General features: G+C 51.2%; 20 protein-coding genes. 9 read left to right on the top strand and 11 right to left on the bottom strand.

Annotated elements, in window-relative coordinates; translation table 11 throughout:
* The first annotated feature begins 59 nt into the window (after positions 1–59).
* The gene (gstA, locus tag LC431_RS19020) at positions 60–665 is read left to right on the top strand and encodes a glutathione transferase GstA (RefSeq protein WP_013576067.1); all 606 of its coding nucleotides are present in this window, start codon (positions 60–62) and stop codon (positions 663–665) included.
* A 92-nt stretch (positions 666–757) separates the two neighbouring features.
* On the opposite strand, the gene pdxY is transcribed toward gstA, so the two are convergent.
* The 5 genes from pdxY to anmK all read right to left on the bottom strand — a co-directional run bounded on the left by pdxY (position 758) and on the right by anmK (position 5,466).
* Positions 758–1,618: a pyridoxal kinase PdxY gene (gene pdxY, locus LC431_RS19015; protein WP_223510165.1), complete on the bottom strand. Its 861-nt coding sequence runs from the start codon at positions 1,616–1,618 to the stop codon at positions 758–760.
* A 103-nt stretch (positions 1,619–1,721) separates the two neighbouring features.
* The gene (gene tyrS / locus LC431_RS19010; protein WP_223510164.1) at positions 1,722–2,996 is read right to left on the bottom strand and encodes a tyrosine--tRNA ligase; all 1,275 of its coding nucleotides are present in this window, start codon (positions 2,994–2,996) and stop codon (positions 1,722–1,724) included.
* A gap of 162 nt (positions 2,997–3,158) precedes the next feature.
* A complete protein-coding gene (gene pdxH, locus LC431_RS19005; RefSeq protein ID WP_095921483.1) occupies positions 3,159–3,824 on the bottom strand; it encodes a pyridoxamine 5'-phosphate oxidase in 666 nt (221 codons plus the stop codon).
* A 127-nt stretch (positions 3,825–3,951) separates the two neighbouring features.
* The gene (locus LC431_RS19000; protein WP_013576071.1) at positions 3,952–4,263 is read right to left on the bottom strand and encodes an MliC family protein; all 312 of its coding nucleotides are present in this window, start codon (positions 4,261–4,263) and stop codon (positions 3,952–3,954) included.
* A gap of 84 nt (positions 4,264–4,347) precedes the next feature.
* The gene (gene anmK / locus LC431_RS18995; protein WP_015690121.1) at positions 4,348–5,466 is read right to left on the bottom strand and encodes an anhydro-N-acetylmuramic acid kinase; all 1,119 of its coding nucleotides are present in this window, start codon (positions 5,464–5,466) and stop codon (positions 4,348–4,350) included.
* 397 nt (positions 5,467–5,863) lie between these two features.
* Between anmK and LC431_RS18990 the strand changes: the two genes are divergently transcribed.
* A complete protein-coding gene (locus LC431_RS18990) occupies positions 5,864–6,334 on the top strand; it encodes a glycine zipper 2TM domain-containing protein (RefSeq protein ID WP_013576073.1) in 471 nt (156 codons plus the stop codon).
* A 112-nt stretch (positions 6,335–6,446) separates the two neighbouring features.
* Here the strand turns inward: LC431_RS18990 and slyA are convergent, their stop codons facing one another.
* Entirely contained in the window at positions 6,447–6,881 is a 435-nt protein-coding gene (gene slyA, locus LC431_RS18985) for a transcriptional regulator SlyA (protein ID WP_013576074.1), read from the bottom strand.
* A gap of 194 nt (positions 6,882–7,075) precedes the next feature.
* Between slyA and LC431_RS18980 the strand changes: the two genes are divergently transcribed.
* From LC431_RS18980 to LC431_RS18970, 3 genes are read left to right on the top strand one after another with little or no spacing between them, the layout of a single operon-like run.
* Positions 7,076–7,300, top strand: a complete 225-nt coding sequence (locus LC431_RS18980; protein ID WP_015690122.1) for a DUF1656 domain-containing protein — start codon at positions 7,076–7,078, stop codon at positions 7,298–7,300.
* Between the two features lies 1 nt (position 7,301).
* Positions 7,302–8,159, top strand: coding sequence for an HlyD family secretion protein (locus tag LC431_RS18975; RefSeq protein WP_013576076.1), 858 nt, complete (start codon positions 7,302–7,304; stop codon positions 8,157–8,159).
* A gap of 9 nt (positions 8,160–8,168) precedes the next feature.
* Positions 8,169–10,220 (top strand): FUSC family protein, encoded by a 2,052-nt coding sequence (locus LC431_RS18970; protein ID WP_121019052.1) that lies wholly within the window; start codon positions 8,169–8,171, stop codon positions 10,218–10,220.
* A gap of 5 nt (positions 10,221–10,225) precedes the next feature.
* On the opposite strand, the gene LC431_RS18965 is transcribed toward LC431_RS18970, so the two are convergent.
* Both LC431_RS18965 and LC431_RS18960 read right to left on the bottom strand, forming a co-directional pair.
* Positions 10,226–11,122, bottom strand: a complete 897-nt coding sequence (locus LC431_RS18965; protein ID WP_013576078.1) for an aldo/keto reductase family oxidoreductase — start codon at positions 11,120–11,122, stop codon at positions 10,226–10,228.
* A gap of 129 nt (positions 11,123–11,251) precedes the next feature.
* Positions 11,252–11,491 (bottom strand): DUF1289 domain-containing protein, encoded by a 240-nt coding sequence (locus LC431_RS18960; protein ID WP_013576079.1) that lies wholly within the window; start codon positions 11,489–11,491, stop codon positions 11,252–11,254.
* A 406-nt stretch (positions 11,492–11,897) separates the two neighbouring features.
* Here LC431_RS18960 and LC431_RS18955 point away from each other — a divergent pair, with 406 nt between their 5' ends.
* The 3 genes from LC431_RS18955 to rnt all read left to right on the top strand — a co-directional run bounded on the left by LC431_RS18955 (position 11,898) and on the right by rnt (position 14,373).
* Entirely contained in the window at positions 11,898–12,995 is a 1,098-nt protein-coding gene (locus LC431_RS18955) for an alkene reductase (RefSeq protein ID WP_037035300.1), read from the top strand.
* A gap of 161 nt (positions 12,996–13,156) precedes the next feature.
* Complete coding sequence (gene gloA / locus LC431_RS18950) at positions 13,157–13,564, top strand: lactoylglutathione lyase (RefSeq protein ID WP_013576081.1); 408 nt, start codon at positions 13,157–13,159, stop codon at positions 13,562–13,564.
* A 92-nt stretch (positions 13,565–13,656) separates the two neighbouring features.
* The gene (gene rnt / locus LC431_RS18945; RefSeq protein ID WP_013576082.1) at positions 13,657–14,373 is read left to right on the top strand and encodes a ribonuclease T; all 717 of its coding nucleotides are present in this window, start codon (positions 13,657–13,659) and stop codon (positions 14,371–14,373) included.
* 75 nt (positions 14,374–14,448) lie between these two features.
* On the opposite strand, the gene LC431_RS18940 is transcribed toward rnt, so the two are convergent.
* Together LC431_RS18940 and LC431_RS26305 are read right to left on the bottom strand one after the other, a co-directional pair.
* Entirely contained in the window at positions 14,449–14,808 is a 360-nt protein-coding gene (locus LC431_RS18940; protein WP_013576083.1) for a Grx4 family monothiol glutaredoxin, read from the bottom strand.
* Entirely contained in the window at positions 14,789–14,917 is a 129-nt protein-coding gene (locus LC431_RS26305) for a hypothetical protein (protein ID WP_255347866.1), read from the bottom strand. The genes LC431_RS18940 and LC431_RS26305 overlap by 20 nt, the downstream gene beginning before the upstream one ends.
* A gap of 353 nt (positions 14,918–15,270) precedes the next feature.
* On the opposite strand from LC431_RS26305, the gene LC431_RS18935 reads away from it, so the two are divergent.
* Positions 15,271–16,170, top strand: a complete 900-nt coding sequence (locus tag LC431_RS18935; RefSeq protein ID WP_112152179.1) for a C40 family peptidase — start codon at positions 15,271–15,273, stop codon at positions 16,168–16,170.
* A gap of 165 nt (positions 16,171–16,335) precedes the next feature.
* Here the strand turns inward: LC431_RS18935 and LC431_RS18930 are convergent, their stop codons facing one another.
* Positions 16,336–16,425 carry a YnhF family membrane protein gene (locus LC431_RS18930; RefSeq protein WP_122095584.1) on the bottom strand — a complete coding sequence of 30 codons (90 nt, stop codon included), beginning with the start codon at positions 16,423–16,425 and terminating at the stop codon, positions 16,336–16,338.
* Positions 16,426–16,689 lie beyond the last annotated feature (264 nt).

Here is a 16,689-nt window from a genome sequence, read left to right as displayed (position 1 = left end):
CCCTGTGAAACGGTAATGTCTCGCGGGGTCCGGCGGGTTGCTCATCCAATGGAGTGTTTATGAAACTGTATTATAAACCCGGAGCCTGTTCCCTTTCCCCTCATATCATCCTGCGTGAAGCGGGTCTGGACTTCAGCATTGAGAAGGTTGATCTGGCGACCAAGAAAACAGAAACCGGTGATGACTTCCTCGCAGTGAACCCCAAGGGGCAGATCCCCACGCTGTTACTCAATGATGGCAGTATTCTGACCGAAGGCGTGGCTATCGTGCAGTATCTGGCAGACCAGAAACCAGACCGTCAGCTGATGCCGGAACAAGGCACGCTGGCCCGTTATCACGCGCTGGAATGGCTGAACTACATTGCAACTGAGCTGCATAAAGGTTTCTCGCCATTGTTTAATCCGAAAGCCCCCGAAGAGTTCAAGACATTAACCCGCGAAGCACTGAGCAAAAAATTTGCTTACGTGAATACCGCCCTCAAAGACAATCATTTCCTGCTGGGTACGCGTTTCAGCGTGGCAGATGCTTACCTGTTTACCGTGATGGGTTGGGCGAAGGCACTGAAATTTGATCTGAGCGCACTGACGGAACTGAACGCCTACCTTGACCGCGTTGCCGCACGCCCGGCTGTTGATGCGGCTCTGTCGGCTGAAGGTCTGAAATAACCGCTTTCGTGGTGTGATCGCCAACAAAAACGCCCCGGCAGCTACAGCGCGGGGCGTTTTTTTATTCAGGAAAAGAGGTATTCAGGCAGTGATTACAGTTTTACCGCCGGGAAATGATGCTCAGGTTTGACCATTTTGTCCTGCGCTGCCACGATTTGCAGCTCGTATTCACCCATCGCATGCGTCGCCAGCATGACTTCATAAACTGCAGCGGTCACGTGCTCAAGCGCTTTATCCAGTGCTTCACCCTTGAGCAAATTCACCAGCAATAAACCGCTGGTCAGGTCACCCACGCCAACCGGCTGACGGACACCGAAATCAACCAGCGGACGGTCGATGTGCCACGCTTCACTCGCAGTAACCAACAGCATTTCAAAACGGTCACTGTGATAACCAGCGCGGCTCAGGTGCTTCACCAGCACAATTTTCGGGCCTTTGCTGATCAGCTCCCGCGCAGTGACGACGGCTTCTTCAACGCTTGCCACGGCGTGACCGCTCAGCAGTTCAAGCTCCAGCAGATTCGGCGCGATAATGTCACAGTTAACCAGCGCCTGGTTGCAATGGAACTCAGCAACGCCCGGCGCCACGATACAGCCTTTTTCAGGATGTCCCATGACCGGATCACAAAAATACCAGGCATCAGGATTGGCGGCTTTCACCAGACGGACAATCTCCAGAATGCTCTGCCCTTGCTCCGGCGAACCGATATAACCGCTCAGTACCGCGTCGCAATCCTTCAGACGGTCAATTTCCGCAATTCCCTGCGCGATTTCTGTCAGATGTGCGGCGGGCATCACGCAGCCGGTCCAGTGTCCGTACTGGGTATGATTGGAAAACTGAACGGTATTCAGCGGCCAAACGTTTGCGCCCATACGACGCATAGGGAATTCTGCCGCGCTGTTACCCGCGTGCCCAAAAACGGTATGTGACTGGATAGAAAGAATGCTTTTCATGAGGATTTCCGATTGCAACGTCATCGGGGGAGATGGCGGAATAGCTGTGATCAGGGAACAAGAACGGGAGACTTTTCAGCCTCCCGCCCGGCCGGACGAAAATTTATGCCCAGAGCAATAAGGTGTAGTTCTTTTTACCGCGACGCAGCAAGGTGTAACGACCAAACAGACGATCGCTGTCGGTGAAGCTGTATTCGGTATCGGTCTGTTTCTCGCCGTTCACTGACACCGCGTTGGACGAGATCATCGTGCGCGCCTGACCTTTAGACGGTGCCATACCGGCAATCACCAGCGCCTGTTGCAGGTCGGTGTCACGCGGTACTTCAAACAGTTCCAGGCCGTCCTGCGCCAGCTGACCAAAATCGACTTCGGTCATTTCGCTCAGGGAACCGGAGAACAGGCTCTGGGTGATGCGTTTTGCCGCGGCCAGTCCTTCTGCGCCGTGGACCATACCGGTCACTTCTTCCGCCAGAACGTACTGCGCGCGAGGCGCTTTGCCGCTGGTTTTGTCTTCTTCTTCCAGCGCATTGATGTCTTCAATGCTCATGAAGGTGAAGAACTTCAGGAAGCGGTAAACATCGGCATCCGCGGTGTTGATCCAGAACTGGTAGAATTTGTACGGGCTGGTTTTCTTCGGATCCAGCCACACTGCGCCACCTTCGGTTTTACCGAATTTCGTGCCGTCAGATTTAGTGATCAGCGGAACGGTCAGGCCGAACACTTGTTTCTGGTGCAGACGACGGGTCAGGTCGATACCGGAGGTGATGTTACCCCACTGATCGGAACCGCCGATTTGCAGCTCGACTTTGTGCAGATTGTACAGGGAAGCAAAATCGTAACCCTGCAACAGATTGTAAGAGAACTCCGTGAAGGAGATGCCGCTGTCGTCGCGGTTCAGACGCTGTTTCACCGCTTCTTTGTTGATCATCTGGTTAACAGAGAAGTGTTTACCGATATCACGCAGGAAGGTCAGCACGTTCATGCCGCCAAACCAGTCATAGTTATTGGCGGTGATGGCGCTGTTTTCACCACAGCTGAAATCCAGGAACGGCGAAACCTGCTGGCGGATTTTTTCTACCCATTCGTTCACGGTTTCATTGGTGTTCAGCTTACGCTCGGTGGCTTTAAAGCTCGGATCGCCGATAAGACCGGTCGCGCCGCCCACCAGCGCCACAGGCTTGTGCCCGTTGAGCTGGAAGCGTTTCAGGCAAAGCAAAGGCACCAGATGTCCCAAATGCAAGCTGTCTGCGGTAGGATCGAAACCGCAATAGAGTGCAATTGGCCCTTGCGCCAGTCGCTCTGCTAACGCTTCTTCATCCGTCACCTGGGCAATGAGGCCCCGCTCTTGCAATTGTTTAATCAGGTTGCTGCTCGCCATCAAAGACTCCGTTTGTTTGTACTCAGAAATATGTACTGAATGTGTGCAGATTCATGTCTGACATCATGCCGCGCATGTGCCTTTTCTCTCACCTTTACGGGGAACGACATAGAATAAAGCGCCCGTCGTCAGAGCGCTAGGAAATCGCGTCTTTTTTCGTGGTTAAGGTGCGAGGCGGTCTATTTTCCAGCCAGTTTCGGTTTCTGCTTCGTCACGCTGATAGATGAAACGATCGTGCAGGCGATGTTCGCCCCCCTGCCAGAATTCCATCGAATCCACTTTGACGCGGAAACCGCCCCAGAAACTTGGCAGCGGCACTTCGCCATTGCTGAATTTCTGTTTCAGTTCGAGGAATTTGCTTTCGAGCACGCCGCGTGCCGAAATTCGGCTGGACTGCTGCGAAACCCATGCGCCGATCTGGCTATCTTTCGGGCGGCTGGTGAAGTATTTCATGACTTCCAGCGTAGAGAGACGTTCTGCCTGACCGAGCACAATCACCTGCCGGTCCAGCATGTGCCACGGAAACAACAGGCTGATGCGTGAGTTGTTTGCCAGTTGCTGCGCCTTGCGACTCCCCAGATTGGTGTAAAACACCAGCCCCTTTTCGTCGTAGTGCTTAAGCAGCACAATGCGCTGGAAAGGCTGTCCGCGCTCATCAACCGTCGCCACCACCATCGCCGTCGGGTCAGCCAGACGGGCGTCACAGGCCTGTTTCAGCCAGTGTTCAAACAAAGGCAGCGGCTCAGGGGTTAAATCAGCACGACGCAGCCCGCCACGGGTGTATTCGCGGCGCGAGTCCGCAATATCAAACTCTTTGTTATCAGACATATGGATTAAGTTGCGTATCTAAGGAAGGTAAGCGCATTGTGCACCCGCCGCGTCAGGATCTCAATGTTCCTGACGCGGCGCGGAGTAAACGCAGCCAGCGCATCTGCAACTCGAAGTATGAAAGGGGTTATTTTTGGACGCAGTCGTCGATAATGACGTTCTCACCACGCTGCACAAAGGCCTGATTACCTTTAGACCAGAACGTGTAATGGCCATCGCTGTATTGGGTGCCAGAAGCGGACTCAATCTGTTTCAGTTTCAGCTGTTCACCATCGAGAACCATACTGACCTGCTGCGCCGGTTTATCCAGCGTGATCGTCAGCGGTAAGGTCCCGCACTGGTAGTGTAATTCTTCTGTCGGACTTTCGGTCTGGTGGCTGAACTGGCTGCATCCTGCCAGTGTGAATCCTGCTAACGTAGCGATAATCGCCTTTTTCATTCGGTGCTCCCTGATGGTCTTCAATTATCTCTTTTATGTACCACGCCCGCAGGCGCAGCACATTGAGATAAAACCGAGAACGCATCAGGAACGGGTTGAAACAACCGGATAAATTGCGCCGAGCAGAGTTTCACGACTTGCACCGGTAACCGACGGCAAATTGCCCGGCTGACCGGATAACGTGCGGAATGCCAGCCAGGCAAACGCCAGTGCTTCCATGTCATCACCGCTGATACCGCAGGCATCCGTGGTGCAAACTTCCGTGCCCGGCAACATGGCTGAGAGTCGCGCCATCAGTAACGGATTGCGCGCCCCGCCGCCACACACCATCAGCCGGTCGCATCCGCCAGCCAGTTGCACTTGCTCGGCGATGCTTACTGCGGTCAGTTCAGCCAGCGTCGCCTGCACATCCGGCGGGGAGATTTCAGGAGCACGCGCCAGTTGCTTTTCCAGCCACGCCATATTGAAATATTCACGCCCGGTACTTTTCGGTGCCGGTTCGGCAAAGTAAGGATCAGACAGCATCTGCTGGAGCAAACGTAAGTTCACCCGCCCCTGATTTGCCCATTCAGCCCCTTTATCATATGGCTGTGCCAGATGACGCCAGACCCACGCATCCATCAACATATTTCCCGGACCGGTATCGTAACCACGCACCGGCTGGCCCGGCAGCAGCATTGAAAGATTCGCGATGCCGCCAATATTGAGGATCATACGGCGCTCGGCCGGATCAGCCAGCAATGCCTGATGGAAAGCAGGCACCAGCGGCGCGCCCTGCCCGCCCCAGGCCATATCCCGGCGACGGAAATCGCCCACGGTGGTAATGCCGGTCATGGCCGCAATGCGGTTGTTATCACCCAGCTGCATAGAAAATGTCGTGTCACCTTTCGGCTGGTGCCAGACAGTTTGCCCGTGGCAGCCAATGGCGGTCACTTCGTCAGGGGAGATATTGGCATTTTTCAACAAACCTAATACGGCCTCACCGAACAAAATACCCAGCTGAGTATCAAGCGTCCCGACCTGTTCAAGCGTCACCTGTTGGCCCTGACACATCCCGAGGATCGCATTTTTCAAAGCCAGAGGAATAGGATGTGAATAGCTGGCTTGCTGCGCGACCATGTGCTCATCAATGGCGGCCAGTACGACATCAACACCGTCGAGACTGGTGCCGGACATCACACCGATATAGCGACCTGACTTCATAGATAACATCCTTAACTCTCCAGGAAACTCGTCAGAAAAAGTAATCACCACAGAGTAATCGGTATTTGAAGGGCAACGCCATGAGTTACTGATTTTTTATTACATGGTGTGATGACTTCGTGTTTTTCTTGTTACGTTTTTTATTCCTGAAAATAGCCGTGTTGTAAAAACCACCAATAACAACATCGGATACCCGTATTTTTGATTGCGCACTTTGCTGTCTAAAACGTAAACCTGCGTTTATTATTAGTTGAGCACGCCTTCTGTATACTAGGTGGAAGTGAAACAAGTATGTTATATGACACCTTCGACACTGATGTTGAACTTGTGCACTGTTTTTTCTCTGTTGGTGCCGCTACTCTCAAACGTATGCAGCAGCATAATAAAGGAGCTATTTATGATTAAGCGTTTACTCGTCGTCGCCCTTGCCGGTGTTTCCCTTGCTGGCTGCGTCAGCGATAACTCTCTGTCTGGCGATGTTTACTCCGCATCCCAGGCGAAGCAAATTCAGCAAGTGACCTACGGCACCATCGTGTCTACCCGTGCAGTACAAATCCAGGGCGGAGATGATGCAAACATCGTCGGCGCACTTGGTGGTGCGGTATTGGGTGGTTTCCTGGGGAATACCGTCGGTGGGGGTACCGGACGTAGTCTGGCAACCGCTGCAGGTGCAGTCGCAGGTGGCGTTGCAGGTCAGGGTGTGCAAAGTTCGCTTAACCGTTCAAACGGCGTAGAACTGCAAATTCGTCGTGATGACGGTACAACCATTCAGGTGGTTCAGAAAGTCGGAGCAACCAAATTCAGCGTCGGCCAGCGTGTGAGCATGGCCAGCAGCGGTAGCACAATTACTGTGTCCCCTGGCGCCTGATTTTCCCGATCTCAACGCAAAAAACCGAAGCCAGTGGCTTCGGTTTTTTTATGGGTAATTCTTTTCTGTCCGATCAAAAAGCAACGCTGTGTGACGTAATAAAAGTCGATTCTTATGATTTGCTTTGCAGGGAAGCAATATTTTTTTCCAGCCGGGACAACATCCCGCCCAGTTGTTCGATTTCAGAAGAAGACATGCCGGACAAAATCTCTTTACGCGTGCAATCAATAACTGATTCCATTTCATTAATGATCGGTGCGGCTTCTTCAGTCAACTTGATGCGCTTAGCACGGCGATCGCTCGCACAAGTCTGACGGGTGATCAGCTTCTTTTCTTCCAGTTGATCAAGCGTACGAACCAGAGACGGTTGCTCAATCCCGATGGCTTTCGCCAGCTGAATCTGAGACTGCTCCGGAGGTAACATATTGATATTATGAAGTGTTACCCAATGTGTTTGCGTGAGTTCCAACGGTTTTAACCGATCGTCAATCAACGCACGCCAGGCACGAACTAATCGTGCTAGATCTGACCCCAGATTCGATTCCAATTATCCCCTCCTTATAATTAGCATGCTAAGATAACTCCCCAGAGTTTAGCTTAGTTTTAGGAACATTAATCGAGAAATTACAATTCTATATATAATAGTAGGTACGATTGCATCCGGAAGCAGAGTCTCTGCTTCCAAAGTTAAGCTTGTTTATAACACAATCACTGGCAGAGATTAATATTGTGAATGCGCAAATGTTTCACTCAGGCTTCCCGCTACCGGATCTGGTCCTGGGTGCCTCACTTTATTTCCCCCCGATGTTCAAAGCATTTTTACTGGGATTCGTATTCTGGCTTTTGATACATCGCGTGCTGCGTGATTGGATTTATTCCGGTGAAGTCTGGCATCCCACCCTGATGGATTTATCTCTTTTTGTGATCTCTATTTGTGCCGCACTGATGCTTATGGTGAACCTCTGAAATGAAATTTAAGACACTCAAATATTTCTCTACCGTGCTGGTTTTCGCGGTCGCAATTTGTGCAGGCTGGTGGATGTGGAATTATTATATGCAATCGCCCTGGACCCGGGACGGCAAAGTGCGCGCCGAGATTGTCAATATCACGCCGGAAGTTTCGGGGCGCATTATTGAAATAAATATCCATGATAACCAGTTTGTTAAAAGCGGAGACCCGCTTTTCAGTCTGGATCCGGTGCCTTTTAAAATCGCTGTTGATAATGCCGAAGCTGCGGTAGCGAAAGCCGCGGCTGATTTAGCCAAAGCCAGTCACGAAGCCCGGCGCCGCAGAGGGCTGGGTACCAATGTTATTTCCGCCGAATCCCTCGATGAATCCAATATCAGCGCCAAAGCTATGCAGGCGGCCTATCAGGCGGCACAGGCATCATTAGAACAGGCCAAATGGAATCTAAGTAAAACCACAATTGTTGCGCCGACTGATGGTTATATCACCAATCTGCAAACTCGCCGTGGAAACTATGCCACGTCCGGGACACCGCTGGTCGGGCTGGTGGATATTCATTCTTTCTACATTCTGGGATATTTCGAAGAAACCAAACTCAAAAATATTCGCGAAGGCAACATGGCGGATATCACACTATTTAACGGCAATATTCCGTTGCAGGGTCGGGTCGAAAGTATTGGCCGGGCTATTTATGACCAGAGCCTCGATGCCCCGGAAGATTTGCTGATGAATGTGAAACCCAATGTGCCGTGGGTACGTCTGGCCCAGCGCGTGCCGGTGCGTATTCAGCTTGAGAATGTGCCGGAACACGTGGTGCTGGTTGCCGGAACCACCTGCACAATCGCAATCCGTAATTAAGGTGGCGCAGTGAATCTTTCCTGGCTCGAATGGAAAAATACTCCGTGGGGAAAGGCCAGTTGGGGACAATGGCGCTACGCCCTGCGCAATTCCATCGCGATGATACTGGCGCTTTATATCGCTTTTGAATTTCAGATGGACGAGCCTTACTGGGCCCTGACCTCGGCAGCGGTGGTGAGTTTCCCCACCGTCGGCGGCGTTATCAGTAAAAGTATCGGGCGAATTATGGGCAGCCTGCTGGGTGCCGTGGGCGCGGTGTTTATTGCCGGACATTGTCTGAATGAGCCCTGGCTCTTCACTTTTGCCATTGCCGCATGGCTGGGGATTTGTACCTACGTCTCCAACCATTATCAGAACAACGTCTCTTATGCGTTTGCCCTGGCAGGTTACACGGCGGCAATCATTGCGTTCTCCACCGTAGACGTCACCGATGCGACACAGATTTTTGATATCGCACAGGCGCGTGTCGGCGAAGTCATCACCGGTATTTTGTGCGGTGGTTTTATGATGATGGTGCTGCCCAGTACGTCCGACAGTGATGCCCTGCTCACCTCGCTGCGCAAAATGCATACCCGGTTGCTGGAACATGCGCAATTGTTGTGGCGTACGGAAATTTCAGATCAGATCAGAACGTCGCACGAAGGATTGATCGGCCAGATCCTGACCATGAATCTTCTGCGTATCCAGGCATTCTGGAGCCATTACCGCCTGCGTCGCCAAAATAATGTCGTTAATTATTTACTGCATCAGCAATTACGCATGACCAGCTACATTTCCAGCCTGCGCCGGATGCTGCTGAACTGGCCCAATCCCCCGGAAAACTTACAAGAGGTACTGGTCGTTTTGCTTGATGAACTGCGTAAGCCGGACACGGATAAATTCAAGCTGTCCAGAATTCTGCTGCATATTCAGCCACAGGATACGTCTGATTTCCGCCATCAGGCTTTCTGGCACCGTTTACGCGATTTTTGCTGGCTATATCTTCGCAGTGAACGTTGGTTGCAGCGGGTGGAAAATGCCAACGCAGCCAAAGCCGACACTCTCCAGCCACCGAAAATCAGCCATCTTGCCCAGCACACCGATACCCTTGAGGCCGCGTACAACGGGCTGCGGACATTTTTGTGTATTGTGATCGGTTGCGCCTTCTGGATGACGACGCAGTGGGATTCAGGTGCCGGTGCGGTGGCACTGACGGCTGTCAGTTGCGTGCTTTATTCTTCCACGGCCTCGCCGATCAGCAGTATCACGCTGTTAATAAAATCATTGGGGTTACTGTTTGTCGGTTGTTTCCTGCTGAAATTCGGGCTGATGGTCCAAATCGACAATTTCTGGGTGTTCTGCGCTTTCTTCCTGCCGATGTTAGTGACGATGCAGATGATGAAACTACAATACAAACGTTACGCCGGTTTATGGGGGCAAATGATTGTGTTTATGGGATCTTTTTTAGCCGTCACGAATCCGCCGGATTACGACTATCAGTCTTTTATGAATGACGGCGTAGCGAAAATTGCCGGTGTGATGTTGGCCGGGATTGCCTTTCAGGTGTTAAGGCCCAGCTCTGATAAGCGCAAAAGCCGTCGCATTATCCGCGCCCTGCGTCGTGATTTTATGGATCAGCTTAGCCGTAACCCCTCGCTGAGCCATTTCCAGTTTGAATCCCTGATTTATCACCGGATGAATCAGCTCAATCAAAGTAAAGATCACCTCTCACGAACCTGGTTATTGCGCTGGGGTGTGGTGCTGCTTAATTGCAGCCATATTGTCTGGCAGTTACGCGAATGGGAAACCCGCTCGGATCCGCTGTCTGCGGTGCGGGACGTGTGTATTCATTGTCTGAAAGGGGTAATGACGGAGCGCGGCGTCAGCCATGAAAATCTGGACGCCACGTTGATTGAGTTAATGCGGATGAGCAATTCACTGGCTCACCATCCGGAACCTGCAGCGCGTGAACTGGCAGGCGTGATCTGGCGTTTATACTGCTCGCTGTCACAATTGCAGCAGGCCATCTCAACAGAAGATGGCCCGGCGGATCCCGCTGTCAGCGCCACAAAACCCGCGTGAAAACATTAAGGTACATCAAATCCTAATGCGGCTTTACGAATGCGGAACCATTGCTGACGGGTCATTTCCAGAGACAATGACTTCAGCGCTGACTGCACGCGCCCGATTTTGCCCGAGCCGATAATCGGCAACGGCTGAGACGGCAGCCGCATGACCCAGGCGTAGACCACCTGTTCAATAGTGTCTGCGCCAATTTCATTCGCCACAGTCTGAAGTTCATCACGCAGCGGCTGGAATTCTGTATCGCTGAACAGACGACCGCCCCCCAGACAGGACCACGCCATCGGTTTGATACGCAGTTGCTGGCAAAGATCCAACGTGCCGTCAAGAATGGCGGGCTGATGAATGGGGGAAATTTCTAGCTGATTGGTCACCAGCGAAAACGGCAGACGCGATTGCAACAAGCTGAACTGTGCCGGGGTGAAGTTGGACACACCGAAATGTTTTACTTTGCCGCTTTTATGCAACCGCGTGAACGCCTCAGCGACTTCATCGGCATCCATCAGCGGATCCGGGCGGTGGATCAGCAATAAATCCAGATAATCGGTACGCAGATTGCGCAGTGATTGCTCCGCACGATCCACAATGTACTGCGTATCCGTAATGTAATGACCGATTTTGTTGTCGGGATCTGCCGTGGTGGCGATGCCGCATTTACTGACCAGTTGCATTTTTTCGCGCAAAGAGGGGTTAAGACGCAACGCCTCACCAAATGCCGCTTCACACTGATAGCCGCCATAAATATCTGCATGATCGACTGTCGTAATGCCCATTTCAATGTGCTGTTCCATGAACGCCAGAACCTGTTGCGGCGTCATGTTCCATTCCATCAGCCGCCAGTAACCACAAATCAGCGTTGAAAATACCGGCCCTTGCGGAGAAATCGGGGTGTGTGCTTCCATTGTGAATCCCTTATATTTTCGATTTTCGACCCACAGAATACACAACGCCCGTGGTGCTGTATTGATGCGACGAGCAAGAATTGTCAGGAAGCGGACCGCCGTCACGATGGCGGTAAACGACAGGTGAAATCAGAACAACTCCGGTTGCTGCGGCAAGGGTTCGTCCGGCTGTTTTCCTGCACGTTGCTGGCGCAGCAGGCGTTGCTGACATAACCGCAGCACATGGCGTTTTTCTGTGTCAGTCATTTTTATCCAGCCGAAACGCTCCTCGCGGCTGCGCAGGCAGCCACGGCAATAACCGCGTTCATCAGCCTGACAAATGCCACGGCATGGACTGGGGATGTCAAAAAATTCGAGCTGCTGAGCCACACACCCTCCGCAAATCATGGTGAACATTTATTCAAGACGCTTTCCTGCTATCCCGCAAGGTAATTTACGTCTTGTGTTTCATTCTTCAAATATCTGCAACACAGATCTGCTACCGTCCGTTTAGCCGTTTTCACCTGTCGGAAAATGGCCCTACTGTTTCGCAAGCCCTCACCAAGAAAACAGAGGTTTGCCCTCACCTCAGCCGGCACCCGCCGGCTCTTTTTCAATCTTTTTTGCCCTTAAAGTATGGATGCAAACCTGAAATCAGGATGCGTTTGGTGAAAAAGCACCGTGCGCGTAGTCACAAACAGGTCAGATGCGATAGAAAGGTGGCATTAAGAAAGGGTCGTTTGACGTGAAAGTTATCCATGAACGTCTTACCGATCAGTCCATTAACGTCGGAGTTATTGAAATGACCAAGCTTTTCACCCCCATTGTTGTCGGTAAAAACACGTTGTCTAACCGTGTCTTTATGGCACCGCTTACCCGTCTGCGCAGCATCGAACCGGGTGACATCCCTACACCGCTCATGGGCGAATATTACGCACAGCGCCACAGTTCTGGCCTGATCATTACTGAAGCCACTCAGGTTTCATTCCAGGCGAAAGGGTATGCCGGCGCACCTGGCCTGCATACGCCGGAACAAGTCGCTGCATGGAAAAAAATCGTGGACGGCGTACATCAGAAAGACGGGCGCATTGCGGTTCAGCTGTGGCACACCGGACGTATCTCGCATAACAGCGTTCAGCCTGACAACCAGACACCGGTCGCGCCTTCGGCCGTCAACCCGAACACGCGGACCAGCTTGCGTGATGAGCAAGGTCACGCCATTCGTGTCGATTGCCCGACACCGCGCGCCTTAGCGCTCAGCGAAATTCCGGGGATCGTGAATGATTTCCGTCATGCTGCCGCCTGCTCCGCCGAAGCTGGTTTCGATTACATCGAACTGCATGCCGCGCACGGCTATCTGCTGCATCAGTTTATGTCTCCGGCGTCCAACCTGCGTGAAGATGAATACGGCGGCAGCATTGAAAACCGTACCCGTCTGACGCTGGAAGTGGTTGATGCTGCCATCGGGGCTATTGGCGCTGAACGTGTGGGCATCCGCATTTCGCCGATGGGTCCCTTCAACGGGCTGGATAACGGCGAAGATCAGGAACAGGCGGCTATCTACCTGCTCGATGAACTGAACAAGCGCAAACTCGCTTACCTGCATATCTCCGAACCGGACTGGGCTGGCGGCAAACCTTACTCCACAGAATTCCGGGCAGTGATCCGTGCGCATTATCAGGGTGTGATTGTGGGGGCCGGTGCTTACACCGCAGAAAAAGGCGAAGAACTGATCGAAAAAGGTTATATCGATGCCGTGGCATTTGGCCGCAGCTATATCGCGAACCCTGATCTGGTTGAGCGCCTGAAATCTCATGCGCCTCTCAACGAACCCAAACCGGAAACTTTCTACGGCGGCGGTGCGCAAGGCTATACCGATTATCCGACACTGTAATAATTAAAAAGAGTGATTCACTTCTTGCAGCAGAAGAGGCCCTCCTTCTGCTGTTTTTTTTGGTCAGTCATTCAACAAGCCGTCGCCGTAATACAGACAAAACGGCGGCTATCAGTTAGGCTTGACCCGTTAACTCTCATCCTGCAAATAAAGAGGAACCTATGCGTTTACTCCACACCATGCTTCGCGTTGGCGATCTGCAACGTGCTATCAGCTTCTATACCGATGTTTTAGGTATGCGTTTGCTGCGTACCAGCGAAAACACTGAATATAAATACTCTCTGGCTTTCGTCGGTTATACCGAAGAAAGTGAAGGTGCAGTGATCGAACTGACCTATAACTGGGGCGTCGACAGCTATGACATCGGCACGGCTTACGGTCATATCGCATTGGGCGTTGATAACGTCGCGCAAACCTGTGATGACATCCGTAATGCAGGCGGGAAAGTGACCCGTGAAGCCGGCCCGGTCAAAGGCGGATCTACCATTATCGCGTTTGTAGAAGATCCGGACGGCTATAAAATCGAGCTGATCGAATCCAAACACGCAGGTCAGGGGCTGGGGAATTAATCTTCCCCGAACACTGACAGGGGCGCAATCGCGCCCTTTTTTATTGACCCATTTTTGCCACAACCCTGCAAGTGGCGGCAAAATTTGCCATAATGCGTGCTGAATTCGATGAAGATAAGAAACTAATGGCCGAGAATAGTGACATTAACGCCCTGAGAGGCCGTTTTCGTGGTTTTTATCCCGTGGTTATCGACGTAGAAACCGCCGGATTTAATGCCAAAACCGATGCGCTGCTGGAAATTGCAGCCATCACCCTGAAGATGGATGAGGACGGCTGGCTGCAAAGCGATGAGACCGTGCATTTCCACGTCGAGCCCTTTGAAGGCGCGATACTGGTGCCGGAAGCCCTGGCGTTTAACGGTATCGATCCGACCAATCCGTTACGCGGTGCAGTCAGTGAATATGAAGCCCTGCACGAGATTTTCAAAGTCATCCGTAAAGGGATGAAAGAGCAAAACTGTAACCGCGCGATCATCGTGGCGCACAACGCCAATTTTGATCACAGCTTCCTGATGGCGGCGGCTGAACGTGCCGGACTGAAACGTAATCCGTTCCACCCTTTTGCCACGTTTGATACCGCCGCATTAAGCGGGCTGGTGCTTGGGCAAACGGTGCTGGCAAAAGCCTGTATCAGCGCGGGCATCGTCTTTGACAGCAGCCAGGCACATTCTGCGTTGTATGACACCGAGCGCACAGCCGAGTTGTTCTGCGAGCTGGTCAACCGCTGGAAACGCTTAGGAGGCTGGCCTCTGGCGCTTTCAGACGAAGAAGTCGAAGACGAAACAGCATCGGAAGAAAATCAGCAATAACAACTTTTGCACCGAACTGAAGACAAAAAAAGAGCGACATCATGTCGCTCTTTTTACTTTCCGGCCGAAAAACCGTTAGTCTTCTGTCGTATTACTCTCTTCAGAAGATTTGTATTTCTCAGCGGTTTCTTTGATCAACTGCTGCAGTTCGCCGCGCTGGAACATCTCAACCACGATGTCGCAGCCGCCAACCAGTTCACCGTCAACCCACAGTTGCGGGAACGTTGGCCAGTTAGCAAATTTTGGCATCTCAGCACGGATGTCCGGGTTCTGCAGGATATCCACGTAAGCGAAACGCTCGCCACAGGCTGAAAGCGCCTGAACAGCCTGAGCGGAGAAACCGCAGCTTGGCAGTTTCGGCGAACCTTTCATGTACAGCAGAATCGGGTTTTCAGAAACTTGCTTCTGAATTTTTTCAATTGTTGGAGTGGTCATTTCTTGCTTCCTCAAGCCGGTACAGGCTGTCACGATCATTACTCTTCACGCGCAGCATAAAGAGACGGTGCGCAATCACAATACCTTCTATTGTAACGATGGCAGCCATCAGATAAAAACGCCATTTTTTGTGTGGTCTTTCTCAATACTGGCATTTTGTTTAACAATCTTTAATGTGTGCGCTCAGGCTCACATCTTTAAACATTCATTGAGAATAACATTTTTGGCGTTCACCGATAACGCCAGATTTGCAAAATTCCATTCTTTAACTCAAATATTAACACCATGAAAAGTGGTTATTTTTTTGACTAAAAATGGCGGTTATTTCGACATAAAAAAAGCCATTAACTTTTTCTCACAATATGATCTAGAATCGAGTCAATTCGTGCTTTTTTGTCAGGTTCTTTTAGGCAATACTCTGACATCCCTGATGTTTAACCTACCACTCATGGTAACGAAGCTATGCGCTTACTGTTCACGCTTTTTGTGCTGCTCTTTACCCAGCTATTTCTGAATATGGCACATGCATCGCCGCAGACACGTGTTTCTGCCGATCAGCGTAAAAGCCATGTTAATCAGGCTGCACCTGAAGAACGGCGAAAGCGAAAAACGGTGGCCGCGAAAACCAGTAAAAAAACTAAAATCGCGCCAGTGACAGAACAAAAAATTCAGGACAAGAATTCGAAGAAGAAAGTTAAAAGTACCGAACTGGCTAAACGAAAGACCACGACGGAGAAAAGTGTCAAAACGACCCGGGCCGAAAGTAAAAAAGAAAAGACACTGAAGACCACGCGGGCCGAAAGCAAAACAGAGAAACACGCCAAAACCCGTTCACTCGCGAAAAACAGCACGGAAAGGGTCAGTAAAAAAGAAGCGTATGGCCGGCACCGTAAAGGTAAAAAGCCCGAAGAAGACAGCAAACCGATTACGCTAAGTGCAACGCATAAAAAACGCTATCAGCATGCCCAGCAAACGGCGATGACCAAACTGATGCATCAGGTAGGAAAACCATATCGCTGGGGCGGAACCTCGCCGAATACCGGTTTTGATTGCAGCGGCTTAGTCTATTACGCCTACAAAGATTTGATCCGTATTAAAATGCCACGCACAGCGAATGAAATGTATCACCTGCGCGATGCGGCTCCGGTCAAACGCGGCGAACTTGAAAGCGGTGATCTGGTGTTCTTCAGAATCAATAACCGCGGCGCAGCAGACCATGTTGGTGTTTACGTGGGGAACGGCAAGTTTATTCAGTCTCCAAGAACGGGCGAAGACATTAAAATCACCTCTCTCGGCGACGATTACTGGCAAGATCATTATGTGGGTGCACGCCGGGTAATGACGCCGAAAACGATCCGATAATAAACAATTCGTTAAGTCTGAAGTTTCGCTAATCAGCCATTGAATAGCATTTAACGAAGAGTTTCTGCAGGGAAGAGTATCGGCGGTAACGGCCACTGCGTAAAATTGAAAAGGGCGATTCCTGTAACAGGAATCGCCCTTTTTTATGGCGGATCACTTACTGAATCAGTTCATCACCGCAGTGAAACTGAAAGCGATAATCATAAGCAAAGCGCATACCGTGGTGATCAACGATAATTTCAGGTTGCTGTCCATCAAACCCCCCTTTCGGATCAAATTGTGGCATTTTTTAAGCCACACTAATTGTGTGCCAACGCATTTTCGCATAATTAACATTTAAAATCTTGTGCTGAATGACAATGTATCCCTGAGAATTTTACTTCCACTTTCCTGCATTATAAGAGAAAATTGTCGGTTAACACGCCTGTGTGCCGGTTGATTTCACCCGAGAGCATTTCACGCCTCATTCTGAAGAATCCACCCAACGATTTCACTGCCCTTTTAGAAGCCAGCAGTGAG

The sequence above is a fragment of the Rahnella sp. GSA61A genome (assembly GCF_019969905.1).
In the GTDB taxonomy this organism is placed as follows: Bacteria; Pseudomonadota; Gammaproteobacteria; order Enterobacterales; family Enterobacteriaceae; genus Rahnella; species Rahnella aceris.
This window is presented reverse-complemented; position numbering and strand designations above follow the sequence as displayed.